The sequence below is a fragment of the Pseudotenacibaculum haliotis genome (assembly GCF_042684245.1).
GTDB classification, from domain to species: domain Bacteria; phylum Bacteroidota; class Bacteroidia; order Flavobacteriales; family Flavobacteriaceae; genus Polaribacter; species Polaribacter haliotis_A.
This window is the reverse complement of record NZ_JBHULH010000001.1, coordinates 716,204-735,233: the sequence shown is the minus strand read 5'-3', so window position 1 is coordinate 735,233 and position 19,030 is coordinate 716,204. Positions and strand designations below refer to the sequence as shown.

Genomic DNA, 19,030 nt, shown 5'->3' with positions numbered 1-19,030 from the left:
TGTTTTAAAGCTGTGAACATTTAGAGACCCTCACAGTATGAGTCTGTTCTTTGCGAAAGAATATGGAGCACCTTCTCATTGTATAATGAGAAAGCAGTATTGTCTAATTATTTTTTGGTTGGATATCAGACAAATGAGCACCATCCGTTTCTGCACACAAAAGCAGAATCCGGCAAAGGGTCAAAAGCTGTTAAGTTGTATATGTCTGCACACTGATTTGCAGTAGAGCAAGAGGCAAAACCTCCGTGAATAGAGCGTAATTGCTCTTTTACGAGAGCATTGCCAATTTCTAAAATTGAAGTTTTCATGATGATAGGGTTTCAACCCTCGAACATTTAAAGACATTCCAAGGGTTTGTTTGTATGAATTCTTTGCGAGAGAATTTTTTAATTAAATATATTCTTAAGTTGATAGAAAAAACGTTCTATCAAACGTAAATCTTCGGTTATAATCATAGCCGTTCCTTTCATTTCCTGTCTGAAAGGGATCCTTTTATCATAAGACGTTACCAACTCTTTATCTATGATAACATCTATTAAGTAATTTCCTTGTTGATTGGGAACTAATGAGATTGTACTGATCTTCCCATTGAGCTCTCCATATTCATCTGAAGGATAATTTGTCAATTGAATTATTACCTTCTGTTGAGGTTTTATTTTTCCCGAATTAGCAGCCGGAGCTTCTATTTTGCCTATATAAGAACGTTGTCTCGTTGGGATGATGGTAAAAATAAGATCTCCTGTTTTTACAATTTGATTCTTATCCCAAATAGATAAGAAACTAACTTGTCCATCTATATCAGATTTTAAAACATATCGTCTCTCCCAATCGTTGATCTCTTTTTTTAGCTGATAGAATGACTGAATAGCATTCTTAAGAAGCCTAGCTTCTCGCTGTTGTTTTTCTATATCAGTGCCTTTCAGGGTTTTGTTTGAATTACTAATCAATTCTCGAGTTTGTGAGATAGAGGCTTCTAATGATTTCAGTGTATTTTCTGAGTTCAAAAGCTCTATTCGTTTATTTTCTAAATCCTTTGCTGAAATAGCTCCTTTTTCGAACAGTACTTTTTGACGATTTTCAAAATCCGATTTGTTTAAATCGTATTTCTGTTTTGCAATTTCTCTTTGATCACTAAGTAATTGTAACCTAAATTTAGCTTGAGTTACCGAATATGCATTTGCATCATATTGGTTTTTATATGGGTTTAATTTTTTATTACTATCATAATCTGCATAGTTGTTTTCAAATTGCGAAAAGCTTGCATTAATGTCTCCAAGAATCAATGGAGGGAGTTGATCTATGGGGAATTCAAAATTTAATTTATCCACTTTCAATGTATCTACAATGCTTTTTAACAAGAGAACATCTTTGTACAATGCAGAATTTTCTATGATGGCAAGTCGGGTTCCAGCTATAACAGTATCGGTATCACTTGCTAGAATTACCTCAAATTTACCATTGGCATTTGCATACAATTTTTGAGGAGGGTTTGTGGTGGTAATCATAACCTGAGATGTGATTTCATCCGGGTATTTTACAAACCAGCTAATTCCTAATAAAATAATAACAAGAATAAGAATTAGAGTATTTCCCCATCGTATCATCCAATTAGGAACATAGGAAAGTATCTCTTGTACTTCTTCACTTCGTATTTCTTGATCTAAAATTTCTTGTGGCATAAATTAAAGTTGTTGTTAGAGCATGAGAGAAAAAACTCTCATGCCTAATAAATTTAGAATCCGCATGGAGGTTCTGTATAAATTCCTTGAACACAAATGCCAAACTGCCCGGTTGGGTTATAGCATACATAACCAAAAGAATCATTTCCTCCGTGCGACCAATAGCATTCGCAATCAGTTGTACATCCTCTTCCAGAACCTACAATGGCTTTTTGCTCTGCTTTATCTAGAGGCGTTCCAATGTTTAAAATTGATTTTTTCATAACCTTATGATTTAAAATAATTTAAATCCCTGAACATTTAAAGACACTCAAGGTTTGTGTCTACCTTCGCGAGAGATATTTTTAATTACCTAGTTCCAATTGATTTTTTACTAGGTGATAATAACTTCCTTTTAACTTGATCAATTCCTCATGATTTCCATTTTCAATAACCTTTCCGCCGTCTAAAACAATGATCTGGTGAGCATTTTTCACCGTGCTTAAACGATGGGCTATAACTACAGCTGTTTTGTCTTTGAAAAAGTTATTTAGGTTCTCCATAATTACTTTTTCATTGTTGGCATCCAATGCCGAAGTGGCTTCATCAAAAAATAAAAAATGAGGATTTTTATATACAGATCTTGCAATCAACAAACGTTGCTTTTGCCCTGTACTCAAACCGGAACCTTCATTTCCGATCTTTGTATTATATCCTAAAGGAAGCCCTTGGATGTAATCAGAAATATTAGCAACATGAATCGCATGGTTTAATTTTTCTTTGTCTATGTAATCTTCACCCACAGCAATATTTTTGGCAATGGTATCATTAAAAATATACCCCTCTTGCATAACCACTCCACAATGTTGCCTCCAAACTCTTTGTGAGATATTATTTAAGTTGAAATTTTCAACAGCAATTTCTCCTTTGTCAGGTTTGTAAAAACCTAGAAGTAGCTTCATCAAAGTTGTTTTACCGCTACCACTTACCCCAACAATTGCTGTTGTTTTGTTTGCCGGAATCTCTAAGTTTAAATCTTTTAGAACAGGTTCTAACCCTCCGGTATAACGAAAGGAAATATTCTTGAGTCGTATAGGAGCATTTTCAGGAATATTTGTTGCTTTATTATCTCCGGGAACCTCTTCATCTTCCATATTATGAATTTCACCAAGTCTGTCCAATGATATTTTGGCGTCTTGTACATCTCTCATGAAACTTATCAATTGAGCAATAGGAGAGTTAAGCTGCCCCACGATGTAGCTAATGGCCATCATCATCCCTAAAGTAATATTACCATCAATTACCAGTTTGGCAGAAAGGATGGTAATTAGCATGTTTTTTAACTCGTTGATGAAATTAGAACCTACACTTTGGGTTTGTTCCAAAGCCAAACTTTTGGTGGCAACTTTAAAGAGTCGTGCTTGAACATATTCCCAATTCCAACGCATTCTCTTTTCAGCGTTGTGAAGCTTTATTTCTTGCATTCCATTAATCAATTCAATCACTTTACTCTGTTCTTGACTAACTTCCGAGAATCTTTTGTAATCGAGTTCTTTACGTTTTTTGAAAAAGAACAATACCCATCCGAAGTAAAGAATACTACCGAGTACAAAAATTCCTAATATTTGAAAGCTGTAATATCCAAGAACAATGCTAAAAATGACAAGATTGAACATGGAAAAGAGAATGTTTAACGATGAGGTTGTCAGTATTTTTTCAATCCTCTTATGATCATTGATACGTTGTAATAAATCTCCGGTCATTCTTACATCAAAATAAGAGATGGGAAGCTTCATAAGCTTGATAAAGAAATCGGAAATTAAAGAGATATTAATTCTGGTGCTCAAGTGAAGCAAGATCCAACTTCTAATGATTTCTAAACCGGCTCTACCCACGTATAGGAATAGTTGGGCTATTAATATGAGGTACACAAAGTTGATGTCTTGATTTTTGATTCCGACATCAACTACGCTTTGAGTCAAGAAAGGAAAGATGAGTTGTAGTAAACTACCGGCTAGCAATCCTATGATAAGTTGTGTTACAAATTTCTTGTATTTGTATAAGTATTTAAAGATGAATGAGAACCCGAATTTCTCATCTTTTTCAAATTCTTCGGTATAGAATTTTGGTGTGGGTTCTACCAAAAGAGCAATTCCCTCTTCAGTGGTTTCATCTGCATTTTGCCCAATCCAATGTTTTAAAAATTCTTGTTTGGTTAGTGTAATAAGTCCGTGTGCAGGGTCTGAAATATAAAGTATGTCTTTTTTTATTTTATATAGAACAACAAAATGATTTTTGTTCCAGTGAAGTATGCATGGCAACGGAGCTTCTTTTAGCTTTTCTAGCGAAAGCTTAACTCCTAGAGATTTAAAGCCAACAGATTCTACAGCATCACTCAATCCCATTAAACTACTCCCTTCTCGTGTAGTTTCACTAAGATCTCTTAACTGTTGAGTGTTGATGATCTTACCATAGTGTTTTGCTATGATTTTAATACAAGTAGGACCGCAGTCTTTAGCCTCTGTTTGTCTATACGTAGGGAATTTCCGCATGCAATTTTTTTATAAAAATAATAAATCAAATAAAATAAACGTATGCCTGTTTTCAGACATACGTTTGTAATTCATTTTGTTGGTTATTGATGGTTATTTGTGTCTACACACTCCCAACAAGGAGGTTGTGTATGCCAATTTACTGTCTCTACACATTCGTATTGACAGTGACTTAAACAGTAAGAAAGAGAGCAATTTCCTCTTCCTCCTCCATTAATTTCTTTTTGATCTGCTTTACTTAAAGCTTTTCCGATATTTAAAATTGATTTTTTCATAATTTAAGGTTTTAGTAGGCGTATAAACAACATCCGAAGTCACACATATACGGTGCGCCTGGTAGAGGGTTTGGAGGACAGTCTGCTGTTGTAGAACAAGCAGTGTTTGTATAGCCTCCGGGACTAAGGTTAGGATAAGTAGGATAGCTTCCGCAATTTCCGTTTGGAATAGGATCTCCTCCCAGAATCGATTTCTGTTGAGTTTTGTTGAGAGCTTTGCCAATGCTTAAAATTGATTTCTTCATCATTTAAGATTTAGAGTTAGAAACAAACACAAACACCATTGTTTAAAATACCTCCAGCACAATGCCCAATACCACACTGTCCTGGTCCTGTACCGCAACACTCAGGGTCTCCACCGCCTTGACACCAAGGCTTGATACCACCGTTAACTTCCTGTTGATCTGCTTTGCTTAAAGCTTTTCCGATGTTTAAAATTGATTTTTTCATCATTTAAAATTTTAAGTTACATTTGCAGCGAACATTTAAAGACACTCACTGTTTGTGTCTATTCTTTGCGAGAGAATATTGTTCACAAGGCCTTCGGGCCTTGTTTTTTTATGATGCATTTTCGGTAGCTGTTTCCAATACAGCTTCGTTATATTTTTCAGAAAGCTCTTCTATAAAGAACTTTAAATCTTCCCTGTCATATTCCTTTGGAAAAGAGTATCCGTTAATTAAGATCTCTGGCGTAAAATTGATCTTATGATCCGTGCACCAATCTTTCTGTCTGTTTAAGGTTTTTATATATTGCTCACTGTTCAAAGCATACTTGCCCCATTTTTCTATCCATTCCGCTGGAGACAACACATTGTAGGCTTCATCCATGGCTTTTAAACTTACTTCTTGACCTTCGGTTTCATGTATACTCATTAAATTGGTAGTGATCTTTACAACATCACCTTCCAGATCTCTTAAATTGATGTTGAATCGAACTCTGACTTTTACAATGTCTTTATGTTGATGAATGATATCTTCTATAATTGTATGTACAGGCTTACAGTGCCCGCAAAACGGGTTGGTTATAATTACAATTTCTAAGTTTGATCTGGGGTTCCCGTAAACAATTTCATTGTCGTCTTGAATAGAGGTGTTTATTCCAGGTTTACTTCCTAAAAGAGTAGAGAACAAACTGAACTTTCTCTTGAACTTATAATAATCTAATTTGTACTGCTTGTTTTCAGAAAACTCAGAAAACTTAGGCTTTAAGAAGTTCCAAATTGAGAATGCTAGTGTGAAGCTGAGAAGTAATATCAATCCTTCGATAGGTTGAAAATCAACAGCAAAACTGAACGAATCCAATACAAAAGGGATTCCGGCTTGTAGCCATAAAATTCCAACGATACTAAGACATAATAAGCACCATGTTTTTACAACAAAAGCTTGATAATAGATAGAATATAAGGTGATAGGAATGCTTAGTAAGCTAATGATATAGATAAGATCCAAGTTTAGTTTTTGAATGCCAAGTAGTAGAATACTTAAGCTAATACCTATAAAGTAAATCAAACTAAGATCGCTAAGTTTTAGATTTTTAAAGATATTGGCACCCTTAGATGTTAGCACAGCATTACAATCTTTCTTTTCACTTTCCGAAGAACAGAAGGTATCTCCAATAGCATTTTTAATTCCAAACTCTTGCTTTACAATTGAAATACTAACTAAAACTCCAACCACAGAGATGAGTAATGAGGTATAAGTAGCGATGCTGGGCTCTGATAAAAACAATACTCCAAGAATACTTATACTAGCTATAAAAAAGCCGATGGTATTCAAGAGTTTTTTGTTCTTAGGTTTTTCCTGAGAGTTTTCGTCTTTCTCTACAGCTACGATAATTCCGGTAAACAGTTCTAGAAGGCGTTGTGTTGAAACTTTCTCTTTTTTACCTTCCAAACTATGTATGATATAGTTGGTTTTTTGTTTTTCCAGTAAAACAAGTTTCAACCCTTGATCACCATTTACTTGAGCAATAAATGAATTGGGAAGTTGGTTAAGAACTTCGGTGTTAACAGGAACTTTTGCAGCTACATTTTCGATGTTGAAATGATCTAATACACCGGTAATAGAATGTAAACTAGGGTATGAGGGATGGCTTTCTATTTGAAATGATAATTCTTCTTTATCAAACGGAATAGAATTCTTGCGCAGTAGTAAACTAGCAATTTTAAACATTTTTCTTTTCTTTTAAGCGTTGGAAATATAAAGCTATTTATTCGTAGGCTAATGCCAATAGTCAAAAATGAGAGGAATTTTAACAGTCTCATTTTTGCTTAAAAAAAGCAAGGAACACTCATGATTAAGTGCTGCTTGCTAAATGTCATGTATTGCTATTCGTTAGGTTTTGTAATTCTTTTTTGGTTAAAACTTTTCTTAGGGATGCTATTGATTTTTTCATTTTGTAAAAGATTTGTTCAACGAACATTTTAAAACATTCGCTGTGTACTTTGGTTTTGGTTTTACTTTAATTATAAGTCGCTACAAACTCCTCTGAGTACAACTTGTGTGCATTCAAGGAATAGTTACTACGTCAATAGGTAATCTTTTTACTTACCAATAAAAAAGGTGAAAAGTTTTAAAAAAAATTTGGGGGTAATTTCTAAACTTTTTCTTTCCTTCAATTTTTCTAGATAAAAATATTGAATGATACAATGCTTGTCAATCACCGAAAATGGTGAAATTTTTCATCCCCATTTTTGGGGATAATTATAGCAATTTGAAGGTGAAGCTTATACTTTTCTGTAAACTTCCTCAAAAGGAATTCGAAAACGATCTCCATAAACTCCTTCCGGTTTTCTAATTCCGCAAGAGATGATCATGTTAATTTCAGCACCTAAAGGAAGCCCTAAAACTCTTTTAACTCTCCACGTGTCAGAACCTTCCATAGGACAAGTGTCGTAACCTTCTGCAGCCATGCTAATCATGAAGTTTTGAGCTGCCAAAGCAGCAGTTTTATGAACAACAACACGCATATCGCTTTTCCTTACTTCTCTATACATAGGTCTAAATAACCCGGTGAAAAGAATGGTTATATATTTTATGAGTCCAAAAAGACCTAAGAATTCACCATAGGCAAAAGGAATAAGCTTTCCGTAGTATTTTCTTAATCCTTTTTCTCTCCCACTTTGTTCAGGTCTAGGCTTAGGAGGGTAAATTTTGTCTAGCATATTTAAATTGGCTTTCACTCGTTTTCTCCACAAATCCTTTCGGGTTACTACCACTACAAGTTGTTGAGCTGTTTTTGCAGCGTTTTGATTAAAGCATAAGGGAGCAATCTTTTCAAGAGTCTCTTTTGAGGTAATATGATAAAATTCCCATAACTGCATGTTGCTGCTGTTAGGAGCTAACACAGCCTGTTCAATGCATTTTTTGACAACTTTTGGATCAATGTTTTTCTCAGGATCATAGATACGTACAGAGCGACGATAGTGTATCGCTTCTGAAACCGTCATTTCTTGTGTCATAATCTATTAAGAGGTTATTTGTTGAAGTTTTTTATTCATGAAAGAAAACCACAAAGGAGGAATCAAAGAAAGAAGCATCATTCCAGGGTATCCCGTTGGCATTTGTGGACTTTCAGGTAAGGATTTTAATAATTGATAGTGTTTGCTTCCGTTGTAATGGTGGTCTGAATGTCTGGAAAGGTTGAATAACATAACTTTACCAATAACATGATCAGAATTCCATGAATGAGTTCTTTTCACCCTTTCATACCTACCGTGTTTATTTTTCTCCCTTAACAATCCATAGTGCTCTATATAATTTACAGTTTCAAGAAGAAGAATGCCAATAATTGCAGCAGAAATAAAAGCTAGCAAGACAAATTCGCCAAAAAAATAAAAGATTGTACCTAAAAGAATGATGTTGGCAAAACTGTAAACAACCATTCTGTTCTGTAGGTGAAACCAACTTCGGTTGTTTTCCTTCATTCTTTTGTTCTCCAATTGCCAAGCTTGAAAATAACTCATAAAATGTGATCGTATCCAGAAAATATAAAGTAGTTCGTTCTTCCTTGCGGTAGCAGCATCATTAGGAGTGGCAACATTGTAATGGTGCCCTCCATTATGGTAAGGTAAAAAATGGGTGTTCAGTGAAGTGAGTAACAGGATTTCGCCCAGAAACTCATCGATTCTATTATTTCTATGTCCCAGTTCATGCCCCACATTAATGCCAATAACTCCACATAGTAAACCCATGGCAGAAACTCTTCCGATAAGATCGAGGTTTGTCAACGTGGTGTCTTGAATACTAAAAAGGAAATAACCTAAAAAGATCAATTGAATAGGAATCATCAAGTATAAGATAGCGCTGTAAATACTTTGTTCTTTTTCATACGCTTCTTGCTCTTTACTAAAGTTACTTTTGTCGGGTTGAAAGAATAATTCTAGTAGAGGAACAAAGCCAAAAAAAACAATAACCGGAAGAAGTGTTAGCCAGCCATTGGAAGTAAAAGAAATGTATACGGTAATTGGTAATAAGAGAATTGAAAGATACTTTAAGCGTTTCATAATACCGATTTGCCTAAAGATACAAAAAACTATAGACAAGCTTTCCAAATAACATCTTGTGGAACAGGAGCTTCGATGTTAATTTTATTTTTGTTAACCGGATGGATGAATTCTATTTTTCTAGCATGTAAATGAATACTTCCATCTTTGTTGCTACGCGCAAAACCATATTTCAGATCCCCTTTAATAGGCATTCCGGAAAAAGATAATTGAGCTCTTATCTGATGGTGTCTTCCGGTTTCTAAGTCAATTTCTAACAAACAGTAATTATCTAATTTTTTGATAGCTCTGTAATGTAAAATAGCTTTTTTGCTACCGTCTATTGGTTTTTGAAAAACAGAAGATTTATTGTTCTTAGGGTTCTTTTTTAGGTAGTTGATAAGTGTTCCGTCTTCTTTTTTAGGAGAACTCTTTACTACTGCCCAATAGGTTTTCTGAACCTCTCTATCACGAAGCATTTTGTTGAGTCTTTCTAAGGCTTTAGAAGTTCTTGCAAAGATGATGATTCCTGAGGTAGGGCGATCTAATCTATGAACCACACCTAAAAAAACATTTCCGGGTTTGTTGTATTTCTCTTTGATGTATTCCTTAACAACATCACTTAAAGGTTTGTCTTGAGTTTTGTCGCCTTGAACAATATCACCAGCTCTTTTGTTGACAATAATAAGGTGATTGTCTTCAAAAAGAACTTGTAAATTGTCTTTGTGAGAGTGCATTTGAATTATTGGAAATTGCTAGCTACGTCCTGATTAACCCCATCAACAAATTTTAAAAATTCGTCACGACCAAACCCTGTAGAAGAAGATGTAATAAAGGATGTAGGCACTTCTTCCCAAGTCTGTAATAACTTCTTTTTATAAGAAACGATCTGTTTGTTCAATTTTGAGCTCCCTAATTTATCTGCTTTTGTAAATACAATGCAAAAAGGAATTCTGTTTTCGCCTAAAAACTGCATAAACTCCAGATCAATTTTTTGTGGATCGTGCCTAGAATCTACCAAAACAAAAGTGCAAACAAGCTGTTCTCTTTTTAAGAAATAGTCCTCAATAAAACTTTGAAATTTTTGACGTTTCTTCTTAGAAACTTTGGCGTATCCATAACCGGGAAGATCTACTAAGAACCAGTTTTCGTTAATCTTAAAGTGATTGATCAACTGTGTTTTACCTGGTTTTCCTGAGATTTTTGCAAGATCTTTCCTGCTCATCAGCATATTAATCAAAGAGGATTTGCCTACATTGGATCTACCAATAAAAGCATATTCAGGAAGTCTTTCCTTAGGACATTTAGAGACATCAGTATTGCTTATGATGAACTCTGCCGACTTGATTTTCATGATTTAAATATTTCTAGTGGTAAACCAGTCTTCTAAAATCTTATTGAACTCTTCTGGAGTTTCCATCATGGCAGCATGTCCACACTTATCTATCCAGAATAGATCAGAATCAGGGAGTAACTTATGGAAATCTTCCGCTACTTCTGGCGGAGTTACATTGTCTTGTTTTCCCCAAATAATACAAGTAGGTTGATGCATATTTGGCAAATCGCCAGCCATGTTATGTCTGATGGCGCTTTTTGCAATTGCCAAAGTTTTTATAACAGAATTACGGTTATTAACAATTTTGTACACCTGATCGATCAACTCTTTTGTAGCGATTTCAGGGTCGTAAAAAACGTCTTTGGTTTTTTGCTCGATGTATTCGTAATTACCTCTTTTTGGGTAACTGTCCCCCATGGCTTTTTCGTAAAGTCCAGAGCTTCCTGTAAGAACTAAACCACCTACATCTTCAGGAAAATGTTTGGTGTAATAAAGGGCAATATGCCCTCCCAAAGAGTTTCCTAAAAGGACAACATCTTTTAATTCTTTATAGGCAATAAAATCATGCAAATATTTCGCTAGATTTTTAACGTTTGTCTTTATTAAAGGCAGTGTGTATAAGGGAAGTTCTGGAATAAGAACTTTATATCCTCTGTTAGAAAAATACTCAAAGGTCTTGTCAAAATTACTTAGGGCTCCCATCAATCCATGCAGTACAATTATAGCTCGTCCTTCACCTGCTTCAGCATAGGTAAATTTCCCTTCGGTCTTTAAGTTTTCAGTCATTATTTTCTAGTTAGACTTAAACGCAAATGTAGGCTTTTTTTATGACAATTGCATTCAATTGCAATCTTGTTGAAATTCAAAATTTTAGGGTCGAATTTGATGGAAAAGGAAACTGCGTGTTAAATTTTATCAACAAAGTGGTAAAAAGTGGTAAAAAGTGGTGATTTTTTTCTATTTTTGGCTTCAATAGGCAAAATCCAAACCATTGATCAACTTGACCGGAACATACGAGTGTAAGGCGGATGCTAAGGGAAGACTGATGATTTCATCGGCTTTCAAGAAGCAGCTTGCGCCTGTGTTGCAAGAAGGTTTTGTAGTGAAAAGAGCTGTTTTTCAGCCGTGTTTAGAGTTGTATCCGATGCAGGAGTGGAATGTGATGATGAGTAAGATTAACAAGTTGAACAGGTTTGTGAAAAAGAATAATGACTTCATCAGAAGGTTTACAGCTGGAGTGAAAGTGGTAGAAATGGACGCCTCGGGGAGATTATTGATTCCAAAAGATTTATGTGTGTTTGCGGGTATTGAAAAGAATGTGGTGCTGTCATCTGCAATCAACATCATTGAGATTTGGGATAAAGATAATTATGAAAAAGCCATAGATGATGCTGCGACGGATTTCGCTGCTCTTGCAGAAGAAGTAATGGGAAATACGGATGTAGATGAGTTATCATAATCCTGTTTTGTTGAATGAGAGTGTGGATGCTCTCGACATCAAAAAAGATGGAGTGTATGTTGATGTGACGTTTGGAGGGGGTGGCCATTCTAAGGAGATCTTAAAACGTCTGGGAAAAAATGGGAGGCTTTACGCTTTTGATCAAGATCCGGACGCGATAGCAAATAAAATAGATGATGATCGCTTTGTGCTGATCGAAGAGAATTTCAGGTATATCTCTAGGTTCTTAAAATTTTATGGGGTAAAAAAGGTAGACGGTGTTCTGGCAGATTTGGGAGTTTCTTCTCATCAGTTTGATGAAGCTGAAAGAGGATTTTCAATTCGATTTGAAGGTGAGTTGGATATGAGGATGAATCAGCACTCAAAGATATCTGCAAAAGAAGTGGTGAATGATTATGAGGAAAAAGAGTTGGCGGATGTTTTGTTTCTCTACGGAGAATTGAGGAATGCCAGATCGATAGCAAAAACAATTGTTGAAGAAAGAGAAAAAGAAAGAATAGAAACAAGCTTTCAGTTAAAGCAGGTATTAAAAAGGTACTTGCCAAAAGCAAGAGAGCATAAAATACTAGCTCAGATTTTTCAAGCAATTCGAATTGAAGTAAATGAAGAGTTGGAAGTTCTTAAAGAATTTTTAAATCAGATACCAGGATTGTTAAATCCTGAAGGAAGATTAAGTGTGATCTCTTATCATTCACTAGAAGATCGATTGGTTAAGAGGTTTATACGTACAGGATTATTTAGCGGCGAGCCCGAAAAGGATTTTTATGGAAACACCAATGTTCCATTAATGAAAGTAGGAAAGTTAATAGTGCCTACCCCACAGGAAATTAACGTCAATAACAGGGCTCGTAGCGCTAAATTAAGAGTAGCTACATTAAAAGTGTAAATGTCTAAGGTTAAAAAAAGTATATACGATGTATTGAGAGGAAGTTTCCTCACAAATGAGTCTGCTTTTAAGAATTGGAGGATGATCATTTTTGTTGTAGCTCTCTTATTAATAATGATCTCTAATGCACATAGTGCAGACAAAAAAGTGCTAAAGATTTCGGAGCTGAATAAGCTGAAACGAGAACTGCGAGCCGAGTATATAGATACACAAACGACGCTCATGCGAATGAAAATGGAGTCAAACATTCGCCAGAAAGCTAAGAAAATGGGTTTGCAGCCCGCTAAGACTCCGCCCAAAAGAATAAAAGTAATTAGTAAAGATTAATAAACGTCATCAACTTGGAAACTCATAAAAAAAGCATACTCACTAAATTCTACATAGTAGCTTCTTTTATGACGTTTCTTCTCTTTGCAATTATTTTTAGAGTAGTCAGCATTCAATATGTAGAAGGTGATAAGTATCGACAGATGTCAAAAGATCTGACGCAAAAGCCGTTTACGATTTATGCAAACAAAGGAAATGTGTATGGAGCTGACGGAAACCTTTTGGCAACTTCAATGTCTAAGTTCACCATCCGAATGGATGTTATGTCGGTAGACAGTAAGATATTTAATAGAGATGTAAAAGCTCTTTCAAAATCTTTGTCGGATTTCTTGGGAAAACCAAGCAGTCATTATGAACAAAAGTTACGTAATGCAAGAAAGTTGAAGAACAGGTACTTGCTAATAGCAAGGAATGTTGGATACAACGATTACGTAAAAATGAAGCAATTTCCCATCTTTAAATTGGGGGTTTTTAAAGGTGGGTTTATTGCTGAGCAAAAAACAGTACGTGCGCATCCTATTGGAAAAATTGCTGAACGCACCATTGGGTACCACGATCAAAGAGGTGAGGCCGGAATTGAAGGGGCTTACGCCGATGATATGAAAGGAATTGACGGTTCTCGATTGAAGCAAAAGATCGGAAAAGGTCAGTGGAAGCCTATCAATAATGTAAACGAACAAGAGCCAATAGATGGTTTTGATGTGATTACAACAATAGATGTGAATATTCAAGATATTACACATCACGCCTTGTTAAAACAATTAGAATATTTCGAAGCAGATCATGGTTGTGCAGTAGTTATGGAAACGGCTACAGGAGAGATCAAGGCAATTTCAAACTTAGGAAGAACAAAAAAGGGTAAATATTACGAAAAGCGAAACTATGCGGTTTGGGAGTCGCACGAACCGGGTTCGACTTTCAAACTTGCTAGTTTAATGGCAGCTTTAGAAGACAAAGTAATAGATACTTCTACAGTAGTGGATACGGAGAAAGGAAGAATATTTATTCACGGTAAGAAAGTTGAAGATTCAGAAAGAGACGGATATGGAGAGATCTCAGCCGGACGTGTTTTTGAGGTTTCTTCAAATGTCGGAATCGTAAAACTGATTCGAAAACACTACGACGATAAACCGGAGAAATTCATTAACCACTTAGAAAACTTCGGACTTACAGAAAAAATAGGCTTAAAAATTAAAGGAGAAGGAAAACCATTTATTCCTCGTCCTAAAACAAAACGTTGGAACAAGATCAGTCTGGAGTGGATGTCGTGGGGATATGGTGTATCTGTTACTCCATTACAAACATTAATGCTCTACAATGCGGTTGCAAATGATGGTGTGATGGTAAAGCCTCGTTTTATCAAAGAACTGCGAAAAGAAAATGTTACCAAAGAGAAATTTGAAACCGTAGTCTTAAATAAGCAGATAGCTTCTCCTGAAACCATCAAAAAGATGAAGAAGGTAATGGAGAATGTTGTGATCAAAGGAACGGCAGATAATATCTATTCTCCTGAATTCTCAATGGCGGGTAAAACAGGAACTGCAAAAAATTGGGTGCCAACACATACCAATGAAGAAGGAAAGAGAATTCTAGGTCACTATTCTACGAAAAAATATACAGCCTCTTTTGCCGGATTCTTTCCGGTAAACAAACCAAAATACTCTTGTATTGTTGTAATACACGAGCCTAATAAGAAGAAAGGATATTACGGGGCAACCGTAGCAGCTCCGGTTTTTAAGGAGATCGCTCAAAAAATATATACCAGTACACCAGTTCAAAGAGAAGTTGTTCCAGATGATTTTGATTCGAAAATCATCAAGGATACCTATGCGAATATTACAAAAGATGTGGATGGGAAAAAGGTGCCTAATGTAAGAGGGATGCCGGCGATGGATGCTATATCTCTTTTGGAAAATATCGGACTGAAAGTGAAGGTTAGAGGTGTTGGAAAAGTAAAAAAACAATCAATAAGAAAAGGAACTCCTATCAAAAAGGGAGCGACAATCATTTTAAATCTTTCTTAATTGAAAAAGTTAAAAGACATATTGTATAAAGTTTCTGTAAATGCTGTTTACGGAGATACCAATGTGGATATTTCTCAAGTGATCTTTGATTCGAGAAAAGTGCAAAAAGGAGACCTGTTTGTGGCTCAAAAAGGAGTAACGGTTGATGGTCACTTATATATAGAAAAAGCAATTGAATTGGGTGCAAGCTCGATCATTTGTGAAGATTTACCTGAAGAGAGAGCTGAAAATATAACCTATGTGCAAGTTGATGATTCAAACACAACATTGGCAATTGTAGCTTCTAACTTTTATGGCAACCCATCAGCAAAACTAAATTTGGTTGGGGTAACCGGAACTAATGGTAAAACAACCATTGCATCTTTGTTGTATCAATTGTTTCAAAAAGCAGGATATAAAACCGGATTACTATCTACGGTAAAAGTTTTGGTAGACCGTAAAGAATACCCGGCAACCCATACAACACCCGATTCAGTAACTATCAATCGTTTTTTGAATGAAATGGTCGAATCCGGAGTAGATTACTGTTTTATGGAAGTGAGTTCTCATGGAATTCATCAAAAAAGAACAGAAGGGTTGGAATTCTCAGGAGGAATTTTCACCAACCTTTCTCATGATCATTTAGACTACCACAATACGTTTGCAGAATATAGAGATGTGAAGAAATCCTTCTTTGATTCTTTGTCTAAATCGGCATTTGCCTTGACAAATATTGATGACAAGAACGGAAATGTGATGATGCAGAACACAAAAGCAAAAAAGAGAACCTATGCACTTAAAACCTTAGCAGACTACAAAGCTAAGATCATTGAAAAAAGGTTCTCAGGAACGCTCCTTTCAATTGATGGTGTTGAAGTGTGGACCAAACTGATCGGAACGTTTAATGCATACAACCTTTTGGCAATTGTTGGAACAGCGAGTGAATTAGGCTTAGATAAATTTGAAGTACTTACTATCCTTAGCGAGTTGGAAAGTGTAAGTGGAAGATTTCAATATATAGTTTCAGAAAATGGTGTTACAGCAATCGTAGATTACGCGCATACACCGGATGCATTGAAGAATGTTTTGGAAACCATCAATGATATCAGAACAGACAATGAAAAACTAATTACAGTTGTGGGGTGTGGAGGTGATAGAGATAAAACCAAACGACCAAAAATGGCGCATATAGCCTCTCAACTAAGTAATCAGGCCATTTTTACATCAGATAACCCAAGAACAGAAGATCCGGACGTCATTTTGGAAGAAATGGAAGCTGGTGTTTCTCCGGAAAACTATAAGAAAACCCTAACCATATCAGACAGAAGACAGGCAATTAAAACAGCGTGTAAATTTTCTGAGAGTGGAGATATTTTGTTGATTGCAGGGAAAGGTCATGAAACCTATCAAGAGATCAATGGAGAGCGATTTCATTTTGACGATTTAGAAGAAGTAACCCAATGTTTTAACCTATTAAAGAAGTAAAATGCTGTATTATTTATTTGAATATTTAGATTCTCAATTCGATTTTCCTGGGGCTGGATTGTTTCAATTTATCACCTTCAGGGCAGCGATGGCATTTATTCTTGCATTGTTGGTTTCTTCTATTTATGGAAAAAGAATCATCAACTATTTAAGAAAACAACAAGTAGGAGAAACGATCAGAGACCTTGGTTTGGAGGGGCAAACTCAAAAAGCCGGAACACCTACAATGGGAGGTTTGATCATTATCTTTTCTACGCTGATCCCGGTAATTCTACTAACAAAATTAGATAATATCTATGTGATCATTCTTTTGATCACAACAGTTTGGATGGGGCTTATTGGATTCATTGATGATTACATCAAGGTGTTCAAGAAAGATAAAAAAGGATTGAAAGGAAAGTTTAAAGTATTGGGGCAAGTAGGATTAGGTTTGATCGTAGGTTCAATGCTGTATTTCCATGATGGAGTTACTATAAAAGAACAACTTCCTGCCGATCAGCAAATCGTTCAAGAGGACGGAAGAAGACAAATCTTTGGAGAGGCTCATAAGTCAACCAAAACTACAGTGCCATTCTTTAAAAATAATGAGTTAGACTATTCAAGTGCGCTTAGTTTCTTAGGAGAAGGATATGAAAAATACGGATGGATCATTTTCATTTTCATTACCATTTTTATTGTAACCGGAATTTCAAATGGAGCAAATCTTACTGATGGAATTGATGGATTGGCAACAGGATCGTCTGCTATTATAGTCGTCGCGTTAGGTCTGTTTGCTTGGATTTCAGGTAACATAGTTTTCTCAGATTATTTAGATGTCATGTACATTCCTAATTCAGGGGAAATGACAGTGTATATTCTGGCTTTTGCCGGAGCGCTTATAGGGTTCTTATGGTACAATACATACCCGGCCCAAATTTTTATGGGAGACACAGGAAGTTTGACAATTGGAGGAATCATTGCGGTTATTGCCATAGCAATTCGTAAAGAATTATTGTTGCCTGTATTGGCCGGAATCTTTGTTGTAGAAAACCTATCGGTAATGTTACAGGTCTCTTACTTCAAATACACAAAAAAGAAGTTTGGAGAAGGAAGAAGGATTTTCAAGATGTCGCCACTTCATCATCATTATCAAAAATTAGGATATCACGAAAGTAAGATTGTTGTCAGATTTTGGATTGTAGGAATCTTACTGGCTGTATTTACAATAGTGACACTGAAGTTGAGGTAAATGAAGAGACTGACGATTTTAGGAGGTGGTGAAAGTGGAGTTGGAACCGCCATTTTAGGAAAGAAAAAAGGATACAATGTTTTTGTTTCAGACAAAGGCAAGATTCAAAAAAAGTATAAAGAAGTTCTTTTACATCACGGGATTGATTTTGAAGAAGAAAAGCATACAGAATCATTGATTTTGAATGCTGATCTGGTAATGAAAAGCCCCGGAATTCCGGAAAAGGTTGCTTTGGTACAAAAGCTTATAGAGAAGCAAATACCTGTAATCTCAGAAATTGAATTTGCATCGCAATATACAGATGCAACCATCATAGGAATTACCGGATCCAACGGGAAAACAACGACAACTCTTTTAACGCATCATTTGTTAAAAGAAGCAGGTGTTGATGTTGGTGTTGCAGGAAATATAGGAGATAGTTTTGCGCAACATGTAGCTGAAAATAATGTAGATAATTATGTGTTGGAGATTAGTAGTTTTCAATTAGACGGAGTTAATAATTTCAAGCCACACATTGCAATTATTACAAACATTACCGCAGATCATTTAGATCGTTACAATTACGATTTCAATAAATATGTCTCTTCAAAATTCAAGATCACGATGAATCAGGATGGAGGTGATTTTTTAATCTATGATGCAGATGATGAAGTCATAGAAGAAGGGTTAAGAGCACATTTGCCCTACGCAAAATTAGTTCCTTTTTCCATTGAGAGAGAGTTGGAATATGGGGCGTTTTTAAAAGAAGATAAAATAATAACAAGATTAAATACAGAAGAATTTAGCATGAGCATTTCTAAATTAACATTACAAGGAAAACATAACGTAAAAAATACAATGGCAGCAACTTTGGCTTCACAATTACTTAATGTAAGAAGTCAGTCTATCAAAGAAAGTTTGGTAAACTTTGAAGGTGCTGAGCACAGATTAGAAAATGTTCAAAAAGTAAATGGAGTTCAGTTTATCAACGATTCAAAAGCTACCAATGTAAATGCTACGTTTTATGCTTTGGAATGTATGGAGCAGCCAACAGTTTGGATTGTAGGAGGTGTTGATAAAGGAAATGATTACAGTGACCTGTTACCGTTGGTAAGAGAAAAGGTGAAAGCAATAGTTTGCCTTGGAGAAGATAACGAAAAATTAAAAGCAGTTTTTTCTAATGTAGTAGATATGATGGTGGAAACAGCAGGAGCAGAAGAGGCTGTAAAAGTTGCTTATAAACTATCTCAAAAAGGAGATGCAGTATTGTTATCACCAGCTTGTGCTAGTTTCGATTTGTTCGATAGTTACGAAGACAGAGGACGTCAATTTAAAAACGCAGTAAGAAGTTTATAAAA

Annotated in this window: 20 protein-coding genes; 7 read left to right on the top strand and 13 right to left on the bottom strand. The window is 35.5% G+C overall.

The window, feature by feature from the left end; genetic code table 11:
* Positions 1-125 precede the first annotated feature (125 nt).
* The 13 genes from ACFSRZ_RS03570 to ACFSRZ_RS03510 form a co-directional block, all read right to left on the bottom strand.
* Positions 126-308 carry a hypothetical protein gene (locus ACFSRZ_RS03570; protein WP_379665143.1) on the bottom strand — a complete coding sequence of 61 codons (183 nt, stop codon included), beginning with the start codon at positions 306-308 and terminating at the stop codon, positions 126-128.
* Positions 309-386: 78 nt separating this feature from the next.
* Positions 387-1,679, bottom strand: a complete 1,293-nt coding sequence (locus ACFSRZ_RS03565; protein ID WP_379665142.1) for an HlyD family secretion protein — start codon at positions 1,677-1,679, stop codon at positions 387-389.
* Positions 1,680-1,732: 53 nt separating this feature from the next.
* Positions 1,733-1,942 (bottom strand): hypothetical protein, encoded by a 210-nt coding sequence (locus ACFSRZ_RS03560; RefSeq protein ID WP_379665141.1) that lies wholly within the window; start codon positions 1,940-1,942, stop codon positions 1,733-1,735.
* Positions 1,943-2,023: 81 nt separating this feature from the next.
* Complete coding sequence (locus tag ACFSRZ_RS03555) at positions 2,024-4,210, bottom strand: peptidase domain-containing ABC transporter (protein ID WP_379665140.1); 2,187 nt, start codon at positions 4,208-4,210, stop codon at positions 2,024-2,026.
* 83 nt (positions 4,211-4,293) lie between these two features.
* On the bottom strand, positions 4,294-4,485 hold the full coding sequence (locus ACFSRZ_RS03550; protein WP_379665139.1) for a hypothetical protein: 192 nt from the start codon (positions 4,483-4,485) through the stop codon (positions 4,294-4,296).
* An 11-nt stretch (positions 4,486-4,496) separates the two neighbouring features.
* Positions 4,497-4,730 (bottom strand): hypothetical protein, encoded by a 234-nt coding sequence (locus ACFSRZ_RS03545; protein WP_379665138.1) that lies wholly within the window; start codon positions 4,728-4,730, stop codon positions 4,497-4,499.
* A 16-nt stretch (positions 4,731-4,746) separates the two neighbouring features.
* Positions 4,747-4,935, bottom strand: coding sequence for a hypothetical protein (locus ACFSRZ_RS03540; protein WP_379665137.1), 189 nt, complete (start codon positions 4,933-4,935; stop codon positions 4,747-4,749).
* A 108-nt stretch (positions 4,936-5,043) separates the two neighbouring features.
* The gene (locus ACFSRZ_RS03535; RefSeq protein WP_379665136.1) at positions 5,044-6,657 is read right to left on the bottom strand and encodes a vitamin K epoxide reductase family protein; all 1,614 of its coding nucleotides are present in this window, start codon (positions 6,655-6,657) and stop codon (positions 5,044-5,046) included.
* A 554-nt stretch (positions 6,658-7,211) separates the two neighbouring features.
* Positions 7,212-7,946: a nitroreductase family protein gene (locus tag ACFSRZ_RS03530; protein WP_379665135.1), complete on the bottom strand. Its 735-nt coding sequence runs from the start codon at positions 7,944-7,946 to the stop codon at positions 7,212-7,214.
* A 6-nt stretch (positions 7,947-7,952) separates the two neighbouring features.
* The gene (locus tag ACFSRZ_RS03525; protein ID WP_379665134.1) at positions 7,953-8,990 is read right to left on the bottom strand and encodes an alkane 1-monooxygenase; all 1,038 of its coding nucleotides are present in this window, start codon (positions 8,988-8,990) and stop codon (positions 7,953-7,955) included.
* 29 nt (positions 8,991-9,019) lie between these two features.
* Positions 9,020-9,706, bottom strand: a complete 687-nt coding sequence (locus ACFSRZ_RS03520; RefSeq protein WP_379665133.1) for an RluA family pseudouridine synthase — start codon at positions 9,704-9,706, stop codon at positions 9,020-9,022.
* Positions 9,707-9,711: 5 nt separating this feature from the next.
* Positions 9,712-10,323, bottom strand: a complete 612-nt coding sequence (gene yihA / locus ACFSRZ_RS03515; protein WP_379665132.1) for a ribosome biogenesis GTP-binding protein YihA/YsxC — start codon at positions 10,321-10,323, stop codon at positions 9,712-9,714.
* A 3-nt stretch (positions 10,324-10,326) separates the two neighbouring features.
* The gene (locus ACFSRZ_RS03510) at positions 10,327-11,091 is read right to left on the bottom strand and encodes an alpha/beta fold hydrolase (protein WP_379665131.1); all 765 of its coding nucleotides are present in this window, start codon (positions 11,089-11,091) and stop codon (positions 10,327-10,329) included.
* A 205-nt stretch (positions 11,092-11,296) separates the two neighbouring features.
* On the opposite strand from ACFSRZ_RS03510, the gene mraZ reads away from it, so the two are divergent.
* The 7 genes from mraZ to murD are packed head-to-tail and all read left to right on the top strand — an operon-like array spanning position 11,297 to position 19,028.
* Positions 11,297-11,764: a division/cell wall cluster transcriptional repressor MraZ gene (mraZ, locus tag ACFSRZ_RS03505; protein WP_379665130.1), complete on the top strand. Its 468-nt coding sequence runs from the start codon at positions 11,297-11,299 to the stop codon at positions 11,762-11,764.
* On the top strand, positions 11,751-12,650 hold the full coding sequence (gene rsmH / locus ACFSRZ_RS03500; RefSeq protein WP_379665129.1) for a 16S rRNA (cytosine(1402)-N(4))-methyltransferase RsmH: 900 nt from the start codon (positions 11,751-11,753) through the stop codon (positions 12,648-12,650). Before mraZ ends, rsmH begins: the two co-directional genes overlap by 14 nt.
* A complete protein-coding gene (locus ACFSRZ_RS03495) occupies positions 12,651-12,977 on the top strand; it encodes an FtsL-like putative cell division protein (RefSeq protein WP_379665128.1) in 327 nt (108 codons plus the stop codon).
* A 14-nt stretch (positions 12,978-12,991) separates the two neighbouring features.
* Entirely contained in the window at positions 12,992-15,001 is a 2,010-nt protein-coding gene (locus ACFSRZ_RS03490; RefSeq protein ID WP_379665127.1) for a penicillin-binding protein, read from the top strand.
* Complete coding sequence (locus tag ACFSRZ_RS03485) at positions 15,002-16,465, top strand: UDP-N-acetylmuramoyl-L-alanyl-D-glutamate--2,6-diaminopimelate ligase (protein WP_379665126.1); 1,464 nt, start codon at positions 15,002-15,004, stop codon at positions 16,463-16,465.
* 1 nt (position 16,466) lies between these two features.
* Positions 16,467-17,693, top strand: a complete 1,227-nt coding sequence (gene mraY, locus ACFSRZ_RS03480; protein ID WP_379665125.1) for a phospho-N-acetylmuramoyl-pentapeptide-transferase — start codon at positions 16,467-16,469, stop codon at positions 17,691-17,693.
* Complete coding sequence (gene murD / locus ACFSRZ_RS03475) at positions 17,694-19,028, top strand: UDP-N-acetylmuramoyl-L-alanine--D-glutamate ligase (RefSeq protein WP_379665124.1); 1,335 nt, start codon at positions 17,694-17,696, stop codon at positions 19,026-19,028.
* Positions 19,029-19,030: the final 2 nt, after the last annotated feature.

Excerpts from the sequence above, each read along its gene's own strand:
- mraY (WP_379665125.1), top strand. The coding sequence starts at position 16,467 with ATGCTGTATTATTTATTTGAATATTTAGATTCTCAATTCGATTTTCCT.
- ACFSRZ_RS03550 (WP_379665139.1), bottom strand. The coding sequence starts at position 4,485 with ATGAAAAAATCAATTTTAAATATCGGAAAAGCTTTAAGTAAAGCAGAT.
- ACFSRZ_RS03520 (WP_379665133.1), bottom strand. The coding sequence starts at position 9,706 with ATGCACTCTCACAAAGACAATTTACAAGTTCTTTTTGAAGACAATCAC.
- ACFSRZ_RS03555 (WP_379665140.1), bottom strand. The coding sequence starts at position 4,210 with ATGCGGAAATTCCCTACGTATAGACAAACAGAGGCTAAAGACTGCGGT.
- ACFSRZ_RS03540 (WP_379665137.1), bottom strand. The coding sequence starts at position 4,935 with ATGAAAAAATCAATTTTAAACATCGGAAAAGCTTTAAGCAAAGCAGAT.
- ACFSRZ_RS03560 (WP_379665141.1), bottom strand. The coding sequence starts at position 1,942 with ATGAAAAAATCAATTTTAAACATTGGAACGCCTCTAGATAAAGCAGAG.
- ACFSRZ_RS03525 (WP_379665134.1), bottom strand. The coding sequence starts at position 8,990 with ATGAAACGCTTAAAGTATCTTTCAATTCTCTTATTACCAATTACCGTA.
- ACFSRZ_RS03495 (WP_379665128.1), top strand. The coding sequence starts at position 12,651 with ATGTCTAAGGTTAAAAAAAGTATATACGATGTATTGAGAGGAAGTTTC.
- ACFSRZ_RS03530 (WP_379665135.1), bottom strand. The coding sequence starts at position 7,946 with ATGACACAAGAAATGACGGTTTCAGAAGCGATACACTATCGTCGCTCT.
- ACFSRZ_RS03570 (WP_379665143.1), bottom strand. The coding sequence starts at position 308 with ATGAAAACTTCAATTTTAGAAATTGGCAATGCTCTCGTAAAAGAGCAA.
- ACFSRZ_RS03510 (WP_379665131.1), bottom strand. The coding sequence starts at position 11,091 with ATGACTGAAAACTTAAAGACCGAAGGGAAATTTACCTATGCTGAAGCA.
- murD (WP_379665124.1), top strand. The coding sequence starts at position 17,694 with ATGAAGAGACTGACGATTTTAGGAGGTGGTGAAAGTGGAGTTGGAACC.
- ACFSRZ_RS03535 (WP_379665136.1), bottom strand. The coding sequence starts at position 6,657 with ATGTTTAAAATTGCTAGTTTACTACTGCGCAAGAATTCTATTCCGTTT.
- yihA (WP_379665132.1), bottom strand. The coding sequence starts at position 10,323 with ATGAAAATCAAGTCGGCAGAGTTCATCATAAGCAATACTGATGTCTCT.
- rsmH (WP_379665129.1), top strand. The coding sequence starts at position 11,751 with ATGAGTTATCATAATCCTGTTTTGTTGAATGAGAGTGTGGATGCTCTC.
- ACFSRZ_RS03545 (WP_379665138.1), bottom strand. The coding sequence starts at position 4,730 with ATGAAGAAATCAATTTTAAGCATTGGCAAAGCTCTCAACAAAACTCAA.
- ACFSRZ_RS03565 (WP_379665142.1), bottom strand. The coding sequence starts at position 1,679 with ATGCCACAAGAAATTTTAGATCAAGAAATACGAAGTGAAGAAGTACAA.